General features: G+C 46.6%; 14 protein-coding genes and 1 pseudogene. 10 read left to right on the forward strand and 5 right to left on the reverse strand.

Annotated features, from left to right (window positions below; all coding sequences use genetic code 11):
- Nucleotides 1-86 precede the first annotated feature (86 nt).
- The 6 genes and pseudogenes from ACKKE8_RS15120 to ACKKE8_RS15145 form a co-directional block, all read left to right on the forward strand.
- Nucleotides 87-1,064 (forward strand): helix-turn-helix transcriptional regulator, encoded by a 978-nt coding sequence (locus ACKKE8_RS15120; protein WP_409178854.1) that lies wholly within the window; start codon nt 87-89, stop codon nt 1,062-1,064.
- A gap of 145 nt (nt 1,065-1,209) precedes the next feature.
- On the forward strand, nt 1,210-2,190 hold the full coding sequence (locus ACKKE8_RS15125; RefSeq protein WP_409178855.1) for an ABC transporter substrate-binding protein: 981 nt from the start codon (nt 1,210-1,212) through the stop codon (nt 2,188-2,190).
- 141 nt (nt 2,191-2,331) lie between these two features.
- A complete protein-coding gene (locus ACKKE8_RS15130; protein WP_409178856.1) occupies nt 2,332-3,357 on the forward strand; it encodes an AraC family transcriptional regulator ligand-binding domain-containing protein in 1,026 nt (341 codons plus the stop codon).
- A gap of 183 nt (nt 3,358-3,540) precedes the next feature.
- Nucleotides 3,541-4,332, forward strand: a complete 792-nt coding sequence (locus ACKKE8_RS15135) for an SDR family NAD(P)-dependent oxidoreductase (RefSeq protein WP_409178857.1) — start codon at nt 3,541-3,543, stop codon at nt 4,330-4,332.
- Nucleotides 4,333-4,409: 77 nt separating this feature from the next.
- Nucleotides 4,410-4,868, forward strand: a complete 459-nt coding sequence (locus ACKKE8_RS15140) for a VOC family protein (RefSeq protein ID WP_409178858.1) — start codon at nt 4,410-4,412, stop codon at nt 4,866-4,868.
- Nucleotides 4,869-5,104: 236 nt separating this feature from the next.
- Nucleotides 5,105-5,266: pseudogene (locus ACKKE8_RS15145) on the forward strand (GNAT family N-acetyltransferase); the annotation flags it as partial.
- Between the two features lie 49 nt (nt 5,267-5,315).
- On the opposite strand, the gene ACKKE8_RS15150 reads toward ACKKE8_RS15145, so the two are convergent.
- The gene (locus tag ACKKE8_RS15150) at nt 5,316-5,753 is read right to left on the reverse strand and encodes a VOC family protein (protein ID WP_409178859.1); all 438 of its coding nucleotides are present in this window, start codon (nt 5,751-5,753) and stop codon (nt 5,316-5,318) included.
- Nucleotides 5,754-5,841: 88 nt separating this feature from the next.
- Nucleotides 5,842-6,744: a LysR family transcriptional regulator gene (locus ACKKE8_RS15155; RefSeq protein ID WP_409178860.1), complete on the reverse strand. Its 903-nt coding sequence runs from the start codon at nt 6,742-6,744 to the stop codon at nt 5,842-5,844.
- A gap of 124 nt (nt 6,745-6,868) precedes the next feature.
- Here ACKKE8_RS15155 and gltB point away from each other — a divergent pair, with 124 nt between their 5' ends.
- On the forward strand, nt 6,869-11,482 hold the full coding sequence (gltB, locus tag ACKKE8_RS15160; protein ID WP_409178861.1) for a glutamate synthase large subunit: 4,614 nt from the start codon (nt 6,869-6,871) through the stop codon (nt 11,480-11,482).
- A 105-nt stretch (nt 11,483-11,587) separates the two neighbouring features.
- Nucleotides 11,588-13,546 (forward strand): hypothetical protein, encoded by a 1,959-nt coding sequence (locus ACKKE8_RS15165; RefSeq protein ID WP_409178862.1) that lies wholly within the window; start codon nt 11,588-11,590, stop codon nt 13,544-13,546.
- Between the two features lie 96 nt (nt 13,547-13,642).
- Here ACKKE8_RS15165 and ACKKE8_RS15170 read toward each other — a convergent pair whose 3' ends face one another.
- A complete protein-coding gene (locus ACKKE8_RS15170; protein WP_409179122.1) occupies nt 13,643-13,855 on the reverse strand; it encodes a glycine zipper domain-containing protein in 213 nt (70 codons plus the stop codon).
- Between the two features lie 183 nt (nt 13,856-14,038).
- On the opposite strand from ACKKE8_RS15170, the gene ACKKE8_RS15175 reads away from it, so the two are divergent.
- Complete coding sequence (locus tag ACKKE8_RS15175; RefSeq protein WP_409178863.1) at nt 14,039-14,461, forward strand: VOC family protein; 423 nt, start codon at nt 14,039-14,041, stop codon at nt 14,459-14,461.
- A gap of 102 nt (nt 14,462-14,563) precedes the next feature.
- On the opposite strand, the gene ACKKE8_RS15180 is transcribed toward ACKKE8_RS15175, so the two are convergent.
- Nucleotides 14,564-15,430 carry a MurR/RpiR family transcriptional regulator gene (locus tag ACKKE8_RS15180; RefSeq protein ID WP_409178864.1) on the reverse strand — a complete coding sequence of 289 codons (867 nt, stop codon included), beginning with the start codon at nt 15,428-15,430 and terminating at the stop codon, nt 14,564-14,566.
- Nucleotides 15,431-15,601: 171 nt separating this feature from the next.
- On the opposite strand from ACKKE8_RS15180, the gene gnd reads away from it, so the two are divergent.
- Nucleotides 15,602-16,498: a phosphogluconate dehydrogenase (NAD(+)-dependent, decarboxylating) gene (gene gnd / locus ACKKE8_RS15185; protein WP_409178865.1), complete on the forward strand. Its 897-nt coding sequence runs from the start codon at nt 15,602-15,604 to the stop codon at nt 16,496-16,498.
- Between the two features lie 53 nt (nt 16,499-16,551).
- Here the strand turns inward: gnd and ACKKE8_RS15190 are convergent, their stop codons facing one another.
- Nucleotides 16,552-17,256 (reverse strand): TioE family transcriptional regulator, encoded by a 705-nt coding sequence (locus ACKKE8_RS15190; RefSeq protein ID WP_409178866.1) that lies wholly within the window; start codon nt 17,254-17,256, stop codon nt 16,552-16,554.
- Between the last annotated feature and the right edge of the window lie 124 nt (nt 17,257-17,380).

The raw sequence follows: 17,380 nt of genomic DNA on the forward strand, positions 1-17,380 counted from the left end.
ATTATCATAGTAAAATTTTCCTCGAACCGCTATAATTTGAGAATGATTATCATCTGCTTTTTACACAACTGGTGGGGTGGACAGAGTTGAATTCTACAGACATTCAAGAAAACTTTCATCTTTTTTTCGATCAAATGAATCTGGAACAGCAAAATGTGGATCAGAACACACATTTGACCCTTCATCCAGAGATGGGTGAGGGGTATGTTCGTCGGTTTCTTCCTCGGTATGATATGGAAGTGGTTGTATCCGACTATACATTTTACCGACAACAGAGCATCCCTCTTTCTACGAAAAGCCCGATGGTAGAGCTTAATTTTTGTTTAAAAGGGGAAAGAGGCATAAGCGTGCAAGGCAAAGAGCACCAATTACTGCCAGGAATTTGCTCGCTTCAATTCATGTCAGAAGTGGAAGCGCGGTTTGAATACGGTGGAAATGAGCCGTTCCATATGCTTGGTATCGGTATTCCGGTGTCGACCTTCCATCATTTCATGGAGGAGTCGAATAGTGAGCGTTCCATTGATTTCAGGCAAGTTCTTGGAAAACAATCGTTCCGTATCTTTCAGGAAAAGTTGTCTCCTGCTGCTTCTGTTGTACTCCAGCGTGTGATGCAGTACGTCGCCAAACCCGGAACGAAAAAGATAGAGATGGAAACTGGCGTATTGGGACTGCTTTCGATGGCGTTTCAATCCTTTCTACTGGATAGAGACACTGCGTCTGTTCCCTTATCGAAAAGCGACAAAGAAAAGATCGCACAAGCAAGAGAGATCATGTTGGAATGCATGGCAGACCCGCCTTCATTACCTATGCTGTCCCGGATGATAGGTTTAAACGACTTCAAGCTGAAGACAGGTTTTAAAGCAATGTTTGGCACAACCGTTTTTGGCTACTTGCGAGAAAAGAGGTTGGAAAAAGCCTTGTTTTTACTTCAACAAGGCGAAATGAATGTGACGGAAACCTCGAGTGCCATCGGATATACGAATACGAGCTACTTTGCCGAAGCATTCCGGGAGAAATATGGTGTCAACCCAAGCGCATTCGTGAGAAGTTCCTCTAACAGGTAAGCTCAGTATCCCGATAACCAGCAAACTATTCCGTCTACAGGTAGTATGGATTGCCGACCAGTAGTATTATTTGGGGCGTTGATAACGAATCTCATTTACATATGGTTTTATGTAGGAGAGCCTCAAAAAGGAGAGAAGACGGAGTATGCAGCGACAGGGTACTATTTTTATGGCCCTTGTTATCATTTTCGTTCTGATGATAACAGGATGCGGTGAAGGATCGAGCCAACAAACAACTGCACCAACTACGAACAAACAAGAGGGACACCAAGGCCCAACGCCTGTAAAGAGCGAGAGTGCTTTTCCACGGACGATCTCGCATCTATCAGGTGAAACGGTCATTCAAGAAAAACCAATAAAAATCGCGACGCCGTACATTGCTTTTGTTGACTACTTGGCTGTTTTGGATGAGTACCCAATTGCTGCCCAAGGTGTATCGACGATTACAACGAATTTTCCCAGTCTAAGTAAACGAGTGGTAGATAAAAATATCATCGACCTGGGGATGGAGGTTGATCTGGAGAAGCTGCTGGCTGTTCAGCCTGATGTCATCATTGCCGCTGATGACATGCGCGACCAATACGAAAAATTATCGCAAATTGCACCCACTGTCATCTTGCCACAGGCTGGGGATTGGCGTGAAACCCTTCAACAAATAGCAGCTATTATTGGAAAAGAGGAGAAGGCTGCGAATGTGCTAGCCGAGTTTGATCGAAAATCGGCGGCATACAAAGAACAACTCGCCTTTCGCAATCAGGAGTCAGTCATGTTCGTCATGTACAGAGGGAAAGAACAGTTCATTACTTGGACCGATGGACGATTCGATCCATTTTACAACGGACTTGGATTAAAGAGAACGGAAGGGGCTAATGAAAATGGGCAGCTCTCACTTGAGGGCCTCGCTCAATTAAATCCAGACCATCTGTTCGTCATCAATAATTGGCAAGCGCCGATCCAAGGTGGAGTGAAAAAGGCATTGAAAGGAAGCAATGTCTGGAATAGCTTGAACGCCGTCAAAAACAACCGGATCTATGAATTGGCAGACCCTTCGTTACCAGGACCGATGGCTCTAGCGAAAATAGACGGGATTGAAGAAATCATGAAAGCAATGGGAAAGCATAAATAACGGGTACCATAGCAAAGGTTTTTGGTACCAGTTACTCGAAAGGCACCCCTAATTTTTGTGAAGAAAAATTAGGGGTGCCTTCCTGTATACTTAATCATAATCGGAACGAATCGGTAAGCAACTAAAGGAGATCCATACGTAATGAAATCAGATCGTATAAAATTCCCGGCAGGGTTTTGGGCGGGATTACAACGACTAGGGATCGCCCCCCACGACCTAGCTCGCAAAGCGAGCCTACCGCTCACCATTTTTACAGAACCAGCTGAAGTCACCACTGCCCAATATTTCCGAATCTGGCAAGCGTACGCGGATCTAGTTGGTGACACTGCTAGCGGAATCATCAAGCTTTCCACCAACTTTGAAACGGCACAATACCCACCGACTGTTTTAGCGACCTACCATGCTCGTGACTATCGCGACGCGCTTAATCGAATGGCCCGGTACAAACAACTGTGCCCTCCGGAAAGGTTGCGTATAACAGAGGAAGGCGAGCGCTGTACAATCGAATTGGAGTGGATGCACAGCGAGCAACCCGGACCACCAGTCCTGGTTGGAACCACGCTAGCCTTTCTTCTAGAACTTGGGCGACGAGGCACGGGCAAGCGTATAACTGCACAGTCCGTGGAATTTTCTAACTTGATGGGGGATGTAACTGCTCTTGAAGCTTACTTCGGTTGCCCGATACGGATTGGTGCCACCCATAGCCGATTAACACTCCATCGGCGGGATCTGGACCGCCGCTTTCTTTCGTATAACAAAGAATTGTTGGAGATATTGACACCTGTATTGGATCGATCATTGGATGAACAGGGCAGTCATTCGATTGCTGAGATGGTCAAGTGGATCTTGAAGCGAAGTCTAACCGGAGGCCGCCTTGATATTCGAGCTGTTGCCAGCGAGTTGGGAATGAGCGATCGTACCTTGCAGCGCCGTCTTACGGATGAATGCACATCGTTCAAGCAACTGTTGACACAGGCACGACATGAACAGGCACGAGAATACTTGGCTGACCCCAAGCTCGATATAAAAGAAGTGGCTTTCTTAATTGGATATGAAGATCAGAACTCCTTTTACCGGGCCTTTCGCCTTTGGGAAGGCGATACACCTTCCAATTGGCGTTCCGAATACTTTCGGGTCAATCCAGCCGTCATAGAATCCTTAACCTAACCAGTTCCAAGCAGTGCTATCATTCTCCCAGTTTCAATAATTGGCGGGTGAAGCAAGAAATTTGGCGTTGTACGCTAGTTACCGAACGATCCAGACAAAGTAGGATATCTCTATCCGGAGCACAAGGGTGTTCCAAGATTAACTTCTAGTCAGCTTGGCGTGACTACAAAGGAGACAATTGTTATGGATATGGGATTAAGGAACAAAACTGCTCTCGTAACTGGATCGACAAAAGGTATAGGGAAAGCAATTGCCATTGAGCTTGCCAGAGAAGGCGTCAATGTCCTCGTAAATGGACGGAATGATGAAGAGGTAGAACGAATCGTACATGAATTGAAGTCGGAATTCCCGGATACTTCTCCTCAGAATGCTACAGCTGATATTGTGGATAGGCAGCAAAGAGAAGCTTTATTTGAGAAATATCCCCACGTGGATATTCTCGTTAATAATATGGGTATTTATGAGATCATGTCCTATGAAGACGTTGACGATGAAGTATGGGAAAAATACTTCCGAACAAATGTCCTTGCTGCTAATGGATTATCTAAATTTTACTTGCCTAACATGTTGAAGAACAATTTTGGACGAATCATCTTTATAGCAAGTGAAGAAGCGATCATGCCTTCAGGGCAAATGCCTCAGTATTGCATGACGAAATCTATGCTATTATCACTGTCAAAAAGTTTATCTAAACTGACGGTAGGAACAGAAGTCACATCCAATACAATCATGCCAGGACCAACGCTTTCCGAAAATGTCTATCAAATCATTGATCGTTTGTTTCCTGATGATATGCCATTTTCGGAAAAAGAGAAGCAATTTATGGCAGCAAACCTGCCCCAATCCGAATTACAGCGGTTTATCAAGCCTTTTGAAATAGGCAGGCTGGTAGCATTCGTATCCAGCCCATATGCAACCGCATTTAAAGGTTCACCAATCCGTATGGACGGGGGCATGGTGCCAACTATTTTTTAACAGCTGCGATCACAATTGCCAATATTATCATACATATGATACGATAATGTTGAAAAAGACAAGGGAGGATGTCCAGTATGATTAAAGGATTATACGAAGCACATTTACCTGTCAAAAATCTCTTGAGATCCATTGAGTTTTACAAACAGCTCGATATGGAGCTCGCACATCAGACTGATACAATCGCTTTCTTTTGGATTGAAAAAGGGCGCAGCTGGTTAGGATTATGGGAGACAGACCGGGTAGATACTCCTTATCACGTTTCGTTACGTCATGTAGCCTTTCAAATTGATCGTAAAGATATGGATGAAGCGAAGAAGTGGTTGGAACAGAAGGGGATAGAGGTAACAACTAGCTTCGGTTTCCCACCAGAAAAACAGCCGCTTGTATTGCCGAATAACCCCCAAGCTCACGCTGCTATTTACTTCGAAGATCCTGATGGCAACTTATTGGAATTCATCGCACCCTTACGTATTGATTTTGAGGAAGCCTTCAAAATGATGACGCTAGAGGATTGGGATAAAAGGGAAGGATAGGAAAAAAGCTGACCCGTTATATCCTCACAAGCGGGTCAGCCTCGATAAATTCATCTTGGTATCTGTCTGGCGATGAGCTTTTCCCATACCGTGTCTTTCGTTCCGTGAATGACATTCGCTTCCTTTACCTAAATCTATACGGCTCGACGGATTGAAGCCTGAATTCTTCCGCCTTTTTCAGACTGGTGACGCTGACAGTTTTTCCCCTTTGCAAATGGATATTGGCGACTATCCATCGCACGCAGAGACTAGGAGCAACGACGCTTTATCTCCATACAACTGACATGATGGCATCCGCAATCAAATTGTATGAACGCCTGGGATTTACGCGAGCCATAGACAAAGACTTTTCAAACGGGGAGACACTTGTGAAAAGCTACTGGCTGCGACTGGAATGAAGATACACAAAAGTCCTGATGCATCTGTTCATCAGGACTTTTTTTTCGCTTACTCTGTTTGGAACGAACCGAGAATTTCCAGGTAGTGAGCATTGTACATGATGCCGAGGACATTCCCAAACGGATCAAGGACAGAAGCCGTTATGAATCCGTCACCTCGTTGGATCAGTGGTTCGTACTCTCTTGCTCCCATGGATAACAACTTATCCAGAACGGATTTGATATCGTCGACGTGCCAGTACATCACAGCGCCACCCGGACCAGGTACCGCAGCAGCAGGTGCGAAACGGCGATCAATGAGGCCTAGTTCGTGCTTGTAGTCTCCAATGCGGAACTCGACATACGCGAGTTGTCCATCCGGTCCAGACCGTTCGAAGTAAGGCTCAATGCCCAGTAGTTCCGAGTACCACTTTTTTGCCGCCTGCATATCATCCGCCCAATAACTGATCGTAGCAAAGCCCCGCAAGGTTTGTGTGAGATTCTTCATTGAAATTCCTCCTTCAAATGGATGGTACTTCCGATTATAAGGACCAACTACTGACAACTGTCTGTCAGTAGTTTGAAATTTTTTCCCCTTAACTGTACTTACTCAGCACATCAAAAAACTCTTTCAGAAAATGATAAAAAAGCTTTTCAGAAGGGGGAAGCTCACGGTTGTTGGGGATGATAATGCCCACTGTTCGCGTCACCAATGGTTCACTTATCGGAATTTTCACTGTCTCACGAGGAACGTTATCCGTTAACGTAAGCTCTGGCAACAAAGTGACGCCCAAGCCTGCCGCCACCAACCCTTTAATCGCATCGATATCTTCCCCTTCAAAAGCAACTTGAGGAGAAAAGCCCATTTGTGAGCAAGCATTGACTGCGATATTGCGGAGGACGAAACCGGGTGGGAACAACACAAAAGTATCTTCCTGCAATTGACTGAGACGCAAGCTCGGCTGCTTGGACAGCGGGTGCTTGGCGGGCAGTAGGGCCACGATGTTTTCAGCGAAGAAGATGTAGCTACGCACATTTTTTTCCTGAGTGGGAACAGGTCCAAGAAAAGCCAAGTCGATTTCTCCATTGATGACCGAGTCGATCAACCCCTGATAAGAGCCTTGCTTTAATTGAAAACCGATATCCGGATACCGGGCTCGAAAACCGGAGATGACCGTCGGCAGGGGATTGGCGGCGAGGCTGCTCGTAAAGCCTACCCGAATCGTGCCACGTGAAGGGTCGAGGAACTCCTCAATCTTCTCTTTTGCCTTCTCGATTTCGTTCATCGCCATTTCGACGTGCTGCAAAAAGATTTTTCCAACTGCCGTCAGCTTGATATTGCGACCTTCGCGGAGGAACAGTGACACACCGAGCTCCTCCTCCAGATTGGCGATTTGCCGACTTAGGGCAGATTGGGCGACGTGCAAATGATGTGAGGCTTCGGTGAAGTGCTCTCGTTTGGCAACCTCGATGAAGTATTGAATCTGTCGTAGCTCCATGAATACCCCCACCTTACCTATTTATCTCGATTTGAGATAGATTTTGCATAAATTATATATTGTTTGTATCGTTTCACTCAATCTAAAATGTACATACCAGAGAGAGCAAGGAGAGTGGAGATACATGACGACACAAGGAATGCCTGCTAAGCAAGGTCTGTACGATCCGATTTTCGAACATGACGCTTGCGGAATTGGTTTTATTGCAAATTTGAAATCGAAATCGACGCATGATATGGTGCAAAAGGGTCTGAAAATTCTGTGCCAACTGGAACACCGCGGCGGTCAAGGCAGTGATCCGGAAACGGGAGACGGTGCAGGGATTTTAACGCAAATTCCACACGCCTTTTTCAAAAAGACCTGTAAAGAGCTGAATATCACGCTGCCAGTGCCAGGCAAATACGGTGTAGGTATGCTGTTTCTTCCGATGGATGAGGCGAAGCGGCAAAAGTATGAAGATCAGCTGGAGGCGATTGTCGCAGCTGAGGGACAAAAACTGCTCGGCTGGAGAACAGTTCCTGTCGATGCGACGAAAATTGGCAAAACGGCTGTAGCGAGTCAGCCTTATGTCCGCCAAGTATTCATCGGAGCCAGCTCGAATATACAGGACCAAATGGCATTTGAACGGAAGCTGTACGTCATTCGCAAGCAGGTGGAACGGGCAGCAGGTGCTGATTTTTACGCCGCTTCCATGTCTTCGCGTACGATTGTCTATAAAGGATTGCTCACACCAGGGCAACTGGATGCTTTTTACCTAGATTTGAAAGATAATTCATACACTTCTGTTTTCTCGGTCGTTCACTCGCGTTTCAGCACGAATACATTCCCTACATGGGAGAGGGCGCACCCGAATCGTTATTTGATTCACAACGGGGAAATCAACACCTTGCAAGGAAACATGAACTGGATGATGGCTCGTGAAAAAATGTTCCAGTCCGAGGCTTTTGGTGCTGATTTGGCTAAAGTGGTGCCGATCATTGATATGGCGGGCAGTGATTCAGCGATTTTGGATAACTGTGTGGAGTTTTTCTCGCTGGCAGGTCGCTCCTTGCCGCATGTCGCGATGATGATGATTCCTGAACCGTGGGATCAGGATGAGCGAATCGACGAAAATAAGAAAGCTTTTTACCAGTATCATAGCTGCCTCATGGAGCCGTGGGACGGTCCAACAGCTATTTCTTTCACGGATGGCAGACACATCGGCGCGATTCTCGACCGAAACGGATTGCGTCCAGCGAGGTACTATGTAACATCCGATGATACCATCATTTTCTCATCGGAGGTTGGAGTTCTCGAAGTACCAGATGAAACAATCGTACAAAAAGGTCGGCTTAGCCCTGGACGAATGCTGCTTGTCGACCTCGAAGAAGGCAGAATCGTATCTGACGAGGAAATCAAGCAAAAAATCGCAAGTGAACAGCCATATCGGGAATGGGTGAAAAACAACCTGCATGCTATCGAGGATTTGCCGGCAGCAGGTCGCACGGAGGAGCTGCAAGGAGATAGCCTGCTTGCGCACCAAAAAGCGTTTGGCTATACACAGGAGGAAGTCGACAAGGTACTAGCCCCGATGGTGGCTGAACAAAAAGACCCCATTGGTTCGATGGGCGTAGACACACCACTCGCGGTTTTGTCTGATCGCGCACAGCTTTTGTACCACTATTTCAAACAGTCTTTCGCCCAAGTTACGAATCCGCCGATTGATGCGCTACGGGAGGCGTGCGTAACATCGACTCATACTGTGCTTGGCGCGGAAGGAAACCTCTTGGCACCGGATGAGAGCAATTGCCGCAGAATTCGTTTGACCAATCCTTTGATCTCCAATCAAGAGCTGGCGAAGCTTCGCGCGAACCCATACCAAGAGTTCAAGGCGAAAACATTATCGATACTCTTCCCGGCGCAAGGGGGCGAAAAGGGGCTAGAGCTGGCACTTGATCAAATGTTCGCTGCGGCGGATGAAGCGATTGCTACTGGCTACACCTTGCTTATTTTATCAGATCGCGGAATGAATCAAGATTTGGCTGCGATGCCTGCTTTGCTCGCTGGAAGTGGACTTCATCATCATCTCGTCCGCGCAGGGACACGTACCAAAGCGAGCATCATTATAGAATCCGGAGAACCGCGTGACGTACACCAGTTCGCCATGCTGATTGGTTACGGTGTTGACGCGATCAACCCATACGTCGCCATCTCAACGGTAAACCAGTTGGTTGTATCGACTAAGCTGAAGGATATTACTAACGACGAAGCAGTCGAAATGTACCTGCAAACAGCTGTAGAAGGTGTCGTAAAAGTCATGTCCAAGATGGGCATTTCGACTATTCAGAGCTACCGCGGCGCACAAATTTTTGAAGCGGTGGGCATCCATTCTGCCGTCATAGCTCGCTATTTTAGCCGTACCCCTTCTCAGATTTCGGGGATCGGACTAGATGTGATTGCACAAGAGACTTTGCTTCGCCATGCGAAAGCATTTTTGCCAGAGCACTCCGAGGAAGCATTGGAGGCGGGCAGCGATTTTCAGTTCCGCCGTGACGGTGAGTTCCACCTGTTCAATCCGAAGACGGTTCATGCCCTGCAAAAAGCTTGTCGGGAAGGCAGCTATGAGCAGTACAAAATCTATGCGGAGCAAGCGACAGCACAGCAATTCGTAGCCCTGCGGCATTTGCTCGATTTCAAGTCCAATCGACAGCCGATCCCGCTGAACGAGGTAGAATCTGTTGACTCCATTGTTCATCGTTTTAAAACGGGGGCGATGTCATACGGCTCTCTCAGCAAGGAAGCGCATGAGACCTTAGCGATCGCCATGAACCGTTTGGGTGCGAAAAGCAATAGCGGGGAAGGCGGCGAAGATTCAGCACGTTACATCATGGATGAAAACGGAGATTTGCGACGCAGTGCCATCAAGCAGGTCGCATCAGGACGCTTTGGAGTATCCAGTCATTATTTGGTCAATGCCTCTGAGATCCAAATTAAGATGGCACAAGGAGCAAAGCCGGGCGAAGGCGGTCAATTGCCAGGAAGCAAAGTCTACCCATGGATTGCCGAAGTGCGCGGATCGACACCAGGAGTTGGACTCATTTCGCCGCCGCCCCATCACGATATTTATTCAATCGAGGATTTGGCACAGCTGATTTTTGACTTGAAAAATGCGAATCCGCGTGCGCGAATCAGCGTGAAGCTCGTATCCAAGGCTGGAGTCGGAACGATTGCGGCTGGTGTGGCAAAAGGTCTTGCAGATGTCATTGTGGTTAGTGGACACGATGGCGGCACAGGCGCTTCCCCAAAATCAAGCATCAAGCACGCAGGACTGCCATGGGAACTCGGTCTTGCTGAGACACATCAGACGCTATTGCTGAACCAATTGCGCGACCGTGTGGTTCTGGAAACGGACGGCAAACTGATGACGGGACGCGATGTCGTCATTGCAGCTTTGCTCGGTGCGGAGGAATTCGGCTTCGCTACAGCACCACTTGTTTCCATAGGGTGTGTCATGGCTCGCGTATGCCACCTCGATACATGCCCAGTGGGTGTGGCGACACAAAATCCCGAGCTGCGCAAACGGTTTAAAGGCGATCCGCAGCACGCTGTGAACTTCATGCGTCTCGTTGCCCGTGAAGTTCGTGAGATCATGGCGGAGCTGGGTTATCGCTCCCTCGAGTCGATGGTCGGTCAGAGCCATGTTCTGAAGATGAGCGACAAGGCAAAAGAACACTGGAAAGCCAAGCACATTGATTTGTCAGCGCTCTTGTTCCAACCGGATGTCTCCGAGGAAGTGGGCCGCTATCATCAGCGCAACCAGGATCACAAGCTGGAAGAAACGCTGGATCGTCAAAAACTGCTCAAGTTGTGCAAGCCAGCATTGAATAAACAGCAGCAGGTAGAGGCAAAGCTCGCCATCACCAATACGAATCGCGTGGTCGGTACGATCCTGGGCAGCGAGGTAACCAAACGCTTTGGCGAGCACGGTCTGCCGGAGGATACAATCCGCCTGCATTTTACTGGCTCGGCAGGTCAAAGCTTCGGGGCGTTTGTTCCTCGAGGGATCACGCTTCATCTCGAGGGAGATGCGAATGACTACGTAGGAAAAGGGTTGTCGGGCGGCAAAATTACGGTCGCACCATCGAAAAAAAGCAAATTCGCTCCAGAGCACAACATGATTATCGGAAACGTTGCGTTCTACGGAGCGACCTCTGGAGAGGCGTATATCAACGGGATGGCTGGTGAGCGATTCTGCGTTCGCAACAGCGGAGTGACTGCAGTCGTTGAAGGAGTAGGCGACCATGGCTGCGAGTACATGACAGGAGGACGCGTCGTCGTTCTCGGCCCCGTCGGCAAAAACTTTGCAGCAGGCATGTCAGGAGGTACTGCCTACGTTCTGGCGGAGGATAAAGAGAAGTTCGCCTCCATGTGCAATCAGGAGATGGTACTCCTGGAGACACTGGAAGATCAACGGGAGATCGCTCGAGTCAAGCGCTTGCTGGAAAACCACGTCAGCTACACAGGCAGCCGTCATGCACAAGCTTTGCTCGATGAGTGGGAACGTACCGTCCAACAGTTTGTCAAAGTCATTCCAAAAGATTACAAGCAAATCGTCTCCACGATGGAGGAGTTGGAGAAATCCGGTATGAAGCGCCAAGAGGCGATATTGGCCGCTTTTGAAATGAGCCAGAAGAAAGGCGATGCCAAAGCACCGAAAAAGAAAGCGCCCGAGCAATCCTTTGTCTCTGTGGGCAAATAAGGAGGAAAGCCGATGACTTAATTTGTGAGTCGTCGGCTTTTTCTTTTGCCGATCACTGATTGGGAAAAAAGACAGAATTTGATATGATAAGAAAAGATTCGATAAATGATCGTACTGGCAGGTGATGTGATGTTTTCCCAAAATCAGGATTCGCAATCAAGTTATCGTCAAACCCCTGAAAATTCTACTCTATCCCCAAGCGCTAAAAACTCAACGCCACATGTTTTGCAGCTCGCCAAAAAAATCGGAAACAAAGCCATGATCCATTTACTCCAAAAGCAAAGTAATAACCAACCAGTCATACAAGGCAAATTCAAGGGTATTGAACCAACCAATTACGCAACAAATGAGTATGATAACGATCCGGATAATGAAGGTCAATTTACTGCTGTGCGAGCAGATAAAGGTCTCCCCACCTATTTTGGTGTGTTGAAAGATACATTTGGCGAAGACAATGTAAATAAAAGCTTTTTTTCCAAGACAGATGAATTAGGAGATACATGTGATCGTCCTCATTCCGTTTCTGCTATCGTAAAAAAAGGCACATCGAGAAAGGATCGTAAAGGAGATCCTGTTGTCAGTGCGATCGGTAATTTGGGTACAGAAGAGCGATTGATACGGGATGGAAAAAATGATGCAGCCAAAACCGCATACGATGGGGGGCACTTGGTCGGTTATCAGATTGTCAGAGGAATCGAAGCGAACCAAGCGTGGAATATAGCCCCGCAAGATGTGAAAAACAACGAGCATTCCTATAATAATACGATTGAAAAAATGCTACGGGGAGCGGGTAAAGGTACAGAGTATACGTACTCTGTTGAGGTGAAATACGATCAATGGAACTTTAGTGTGGATCAAGAACAATTGGTAAAGCTAGGTGCTTTGAAACAGGTTGATTCAATGAAGCCATGGGAAATTCAGCTACCAGTCAGAATTCCGTTTAAATGGGATGCGAAAGCGGATATGACGAAGACTGACGAAAAGAAATGGAAATTTGGTAGTCCAACAAAGGGAGAATCTTCTTTCGAACAGTTTTCGCAAACAATGGATGAAGGGAATTTGGATTTTACGAGAAAAAGCCACACAGCAAGATTCAACCTCGCATTTTCCGATAAGGACGGAAATGAGGAGCTCTATGACATTGATTCCAATAATTTCGATGCAAAGAGAGTGAAAGGGATTCGCTACTCCATGCATCAATCTTTACCTACAGACTTTTTGAAAAATCAAAATCCGGCAGATTGGGTGGGGAACGAAGCAAATAAAGTTGCTCATTTTGGTGAGGTTACAAAGGGGAAAGCTTCGTCTACCAATATTTTAGAAATCGTGTCAGCTAAACTGAAGCGAAACAAAATTCTTATCGATGAGATTGAAGAAATTGACGATGTAAAGAAGCCAGAAAAAATGAGGTTTATTCCAGAAGGGATTTCCCAGTTAGAGGAACGTGACGATAAAAAATGTGTATTTATTTATCAATTAGAGAAAAACAAAATTCGAAACGAATACATGATACTTAAGAAAATAGAGGCAGATTACTACCCATTTTTTGATGTACAACAAGAAGAAGAGGAAACGTTTGAGAAAGAAAAAGAGAACTTCGATATCATAGAAAATGAGTTCGCTACATGGATGGAACAATTAGACAATATAGAAGAGGATGAGATTAAAAGTATTCAGCAAAAAATGGCCCAGTATAGCAAAATACTAGAGGCACAGACCCTAACTCTGACACGGTTAAAAAACCATCGAATAGGAAGGAATTTATACCAGGAAACAGTAGAAGAGATCTATCCGCAATATAAAGAGAAAATATTGCGTAGCTTACAAGTATTACGAGCGATAACTGGTTATGATTCTGACATCGAATACTATAATGGTGGCAAAAAATCAGATAGTAAAAACAAAACGAATAGGAATGGGAAAAGAACACTGGAGGCTAGGGAAGATAAGCGCAAAAAAAGAAAAGATGATAAGGAACAACAAGAAGAATATGAAAAGATGATCGAAAAAGCGACAAGCAAGTATAAGCGAAAATCAGTAGAAGATTATTTGAATAAGAAGTAATGCGGAGTAAAGCAATGGGCATGTGCGGTAAGTAATGGAACGAGGTGCAGGTTTTTGCCCCGCACCTCGTTTTGTCATACATAGATGAAGCTTGCTTTATTCTGCACGGTCTCTATCGGCATTATTATTCGCAACATCCCATGTGTCATTGCCGTCAGCCGCCACATTTTCTCCCATTTCGTTGCCAAGTGCACCCCCGGCAACCGCACCTGCAATGGTACCAAGTGGCCCTAAAATAGAACCTACGGCAGCACCTACTGCCGCACCACCAACTGTTCCTGCAGCTTCAGCAGCTCCACTGCCTGTCATGTTCGCTTCTACTTTGTCAACAGCATCGTTGTGATTGCGTTCGTTGTTAGTAGCCAAGATTGTCACTCCCTCGATTAGTGTTGGGAAGTTCTGCTATATCAAACGTGCAGCCCCAAGGCATAGGGTGCCCCAATCCTTTCATTTCATTCCAAAAAAAACCTTAATGCTGGAGGTAACGAGATCATGATTCAATCCATCGTCCATATCGCGCTAGTGGTCAAAGATTATGATGAAGCCATTGAGTTTTATACCAAGAAGCTCCATTTTACCTTAGTGGAAGATACCTATCAGCCAGAACAGGATAAGCGATGGGTTGTCGTATCTCCGCCTGGTTCTGTTGGTACTACGATCTTGCTTGCAAAAGCATCCAAACCTGAGCAAGAGCAATTTATCGGGAATCAGGCTGGCGGGAGAGTTTTTCTCTTTTTAAACACAGATGATTTTTGGAGAGATTATCATGAGATGGTCGCAAGAGGAATCCAATTTGTGAGAGAGCCAAAAGAACAGCCGTATGGAATGGTGGCGGTCTTTCAGGATTTATATGGCAACCTGTGGGATTTGCTAGAGCTGAATGAAGATCATCCGATTGCCAAACGAATGAAGTAGGGAGTTACCCAGCCAGAAAAAACAGGTACACGATGCTTGTTTGATTTGCATTTTTCTCCTGCAAATTGCAAGAGGAGGTAAGCAAAAGAAAAAACGCCTGATTTACAGGCGTTTGAGTGAGATGGCTTTGCGGATGTGCTGGATATTGGCGATCGTATCATCCTGCCGCCGTAAGGATACGGCTACATAGAGCAGATCAATTAAGCTGAGCTGAGCAAGCCTGGACGACAGAGCTTCTGTACGAAATACCGTTTCGCGTGAAGTCGTGTACAAGCACATGTCTGCGAGACGCACGAGAGGAGATTTTCCATAGCTGGTGATGCCGATTGTTTTTGCTCCGGCGTCCTTGGCAACCTGGAGGGCTGCCAAAATATCTTTATTGGAGCCAGAGTGGGAGATGCCTACGACGACAGCGCCCTCGGTAAGCAGAGAGGCGGACATCACTTGATAGTGCGCATCAGAATGATAGAGACAAGGGATGCCTGTCCGCATAAATTTGTGGTACGCATCCTGTGCGATGACGGCTGAGCCTCCCGAGCCATAAAACTCGATCCGGCTTGCGTTTTCCAAACAGGAGACGATTTTCATTAACTCATCTTTATTGATAATCTGCTGTGTGTCCCGAATCGTCTCGATATTCGCTGTGAAAATTTTTTCAGCAATCGCACTGACGTCATCGTCGTCGAGATTGATTTCTTGGTGAATCGTTTGCTTCGGATTCGTGACTTCACTCGCCAAGGCGATCTTGAATGCTTGGTAGCCGCGAAATCCAAGTCTGCGACACAGACGAAACACGGTAGCATCTGCACACTGGCATTGGTCGGCTAGCTCCGTGATAGAGAAGTGAATAATTTCACTGGCATGCTCCAAAATATAGTCGGCGATCTGTTGTTCTTTCCCGCTTAATTGCGTATAGATGGCGCGTAATTGCGTGAGCACACGAGGAGCATGCGAGTTGGAAGCGTTCATCAATAGGTACCTCCTAACGTTCCATTGTGAATCTGTACTGATAGTATAAGGAAAATCAGACTCCTTTTCATAGGTTCGAAAAAATTTTCTTCATTTTTGATGAAAGATGAAAATTTTTGTCTTATAATACGTGGTAACGGATATGATCCAAAAAGGAGTGACGTACACGATATGAAACTTGCGATCCTCGGATTAGGAAAAATGGGGTACAATCTCACGCTTAATTTGCTCTCGCATCAGCATGAGGTCGTAGCCTATGATGTAGATTCTACGCGTGCAGAAGAGTTGAGTCATGAAGGCGCGATTCCAGCATTTTCGGTGGTAGACGCTGTGGCGAAGCTGCCGACACCTCGCGTAATATGGCTGATGGTACCGGCGGGAGAGATTGTGGATCAATTGGTTGATCAACTCTCTATCTTGCTGGCTGAAGGGGATATCGTCATTGACGGAGGCAACTCTCATTACAAGCAATCATTAGATCGCTATGCTCGCTTAAAGGAAAAGGGCATTCACTTCATGGATGCAGGTACGAGCGGAGGCATGGAGGGAGCACGCCACGGAGCATGTATGATGATTGGTGGAGATCGGGAAGCATTCACTCATATTGAGCCGATGATTCGCGACATTAACGTTGCAAACGGATATTTGTACGCTGGGGAAGCGGGCAGCGGCCACTTCTTGAAAATGATTCATAACGGGATTGAATACGGCATGATGCAGGCGATTGGGGAAGGCTTTGAGGTACTTGCGAAAAGCCAGTATAACTACGATTTTGCCGAGGTCGCACGCGTGTGGGCAAATGGTTCCGTCATTCGAGGCTGGCTGATGGACTTAACAGAGCGAGCTTTTCGAAAAGACGCCAAGCTCGATGAAATCCGTGGAGTCATGCATTCTTCCGGGGAAGGCAAATGGACGCTGGAAACCGCGCTGGATCTACAGGCAGCCACACCCGTGATTGCCATGTCCTTGATGATGCGTTACCGTTCGTTGGACGAGGATACGTTCCACGGAAAAGTGGTTGCAGCCTTGCGCAATGAATTTGGCGGACATGCCGTAGAAAAGAAATAGAAGATGGAACAGAGGATGAGCGATCTTAGCTCGTCCTTTTTTATTGCTCGTTGTCAAACGAGCTTCAGTACCTCACACAATTCAACCAACCGCCTAACTCCGTACATCTGATGGCGATTGCGATCGTGAATGCTTCTGATCGCATCCGCTGTCACTTTCTTGGCCTGCTCAATACTTTGATTCTCTACTGCTTGTACAATTTCTTTCATGTTCGTTAAAAAATACACCGTATTGCGCAATGTGCGGATAAGCAAAATCTTCCGTATATCCATGGGAGTGAATTGGCGGTAGCCATTCTCAGGATCTCGTGGCAGTACGAGCAAGCCTTCTTTTTCCCAATGGCGAATCGCAGACGTTGTGACTCCTGTGTAAGCAGCGACTTCACCAATCGTCATGCGGTTTCGCCACTTTTTGTCTGGATGCAAGGGGAGATCGAGATTTTCCAAAAGTTCGAGTGTTTGGTCTGCTGCGACCTTCTCTTGTTGGAGGTTGGCCTGTTCTTTATTCACGAGCCAAAAGGCAGCATCCATATCCGCTTTTTGAAGAGATCGAAGGACTTCACAGGTGACGGCGACCCCAAAGCCGGGAAACATGGCGCGTAGGCAACGAAAATAGGCAAGATGGATTTCTGTATAAAGTCGATAGCCATTATCTGCACGATCAGGAGCAGGAACGACTCCCCATGATTCATAATGGCGCAAAGCACTCGTGCTAATATGTAGCTCGCGAGCGATCTCAATCGGCTTGTAATAAGGCATCTGACGCACCTCCCGCTGGTTTGTTATCGCGGATTTCACTATACCAAGAACAGCATGTTGAATCAAATGCTTCTGTTAATTGGTAAGTCGTAATACTTTTACCCTGTTCAGCATGGGATGAAAA

The sequence above is a fragment of the Brevibacillus fortis genome (assembly GCF_046196545.1).
Taxonomy (GTDB): domain Bacteria; phylum Bacillota; class Bacilli; order Brevibacillales; family Brevibacillaceae; genus Brevibacillus; species Brevibacillus fortis_A.

What these genes read in the sequence shown, in the direction of transcription:
- ACKKE8_RS15125 (WP_409178855.1), top strand. Translation starts at nt 1,210, where the DNA reads ATGCAGCGACAGGGTACTATTTTTATGGCCCTTGTTATCATTTTCGTT.
- ACKKE8_RS15130 (WP_409178856.1), top strand. Translation starts at nt 2,332, where the DNA reads ATGAAATCAGATCGTATAAAATTCCCGGCAGGGTTTTGGGCGGGATTA.
- ACKKE8_RS15135 (WP_409178857.1), top strand. Translation starts at nt 3,541, where the DNA reads ATGGATATGGGATTAAGGAACAAAACTGCTCTCGTAACTGGATCGACA.
- ACKKE8_RS15140 (WP_409178858.1), top strand. Translation starts at nt 4,410, where the DNA reads ATGATTAAAGGATTATACGAAGCACATTTACCTGTCAAAAATCTCTTG.
- ACKKE8_RS15150 (WP_409178859.1), bottom strand. Translation starts at nt 5,753, where the DNA reads ATGAAGAATCTCACACAAACCTTGCGGGGCTTTGCTACGATCAGTTAT.
- ACKKE8_RS15155 (WP_409178860.1), bottom strand. Translation starts at nt 6,744, where the DNA reads ATGGAGCTACGACAGATTCAATACTTCATCGAGGTTGCCAAACGAGAG.
- gltB (WP_409178861.1), top strand. Translation starts at nt 6,869, where the DNA reads ATGACGACACAAGGAATGCCTGCTAAGCAAGGTCTGTACGATCCGATT.
- ACKKE8_RS15165 (WP_409178862.1), top strand. Translation starts at nt 11,588, where the DNA reads ATGATCGTACTGGCAGGTGATGTGATGTTTTCCCAAAATCAGGATTCG.
- ACKKE8_RS15170 (WP_409179122.1), bottom strand. Translation starts at nt 13,855, where the DNA reads ATGACAGGCAGTGGAGCTGCTGAAGCTGCAGGAACAGTTGGTGGTGCG.
- ACKKE8_RS15175 (WP_409178863.1), top strand. Translation starts at nt 14,039, where the DNA reads ATGATTCAATCCATCGTCCATATCGCGCTAGTGGTCAAAGATTATGAT.
- ACKKE8_RS15180 (WP_409178864.1), bottom strand. Translation starts at nt 15,430, where the DNA reads ATGAACGCTTCCAACTCGCATGCTCCTCGTGTGCTCACGCAATTACGC.
- gnd (WP_409178865.1), top strand. Translation starts at nt 15,602, where the DNA reads ATGAAACTTGCGATCCTCGGATTAGGAAAAATGGGGTACAATCTCACG.
- ACKKE8_RS15190 (WP_409178866.1), bottom strand. Translation starts at nt 17,256, where the DNA reads ATGCCTTATTACAAGCCGATTGAGATCGCTCGCGAGCTACATATTAGC.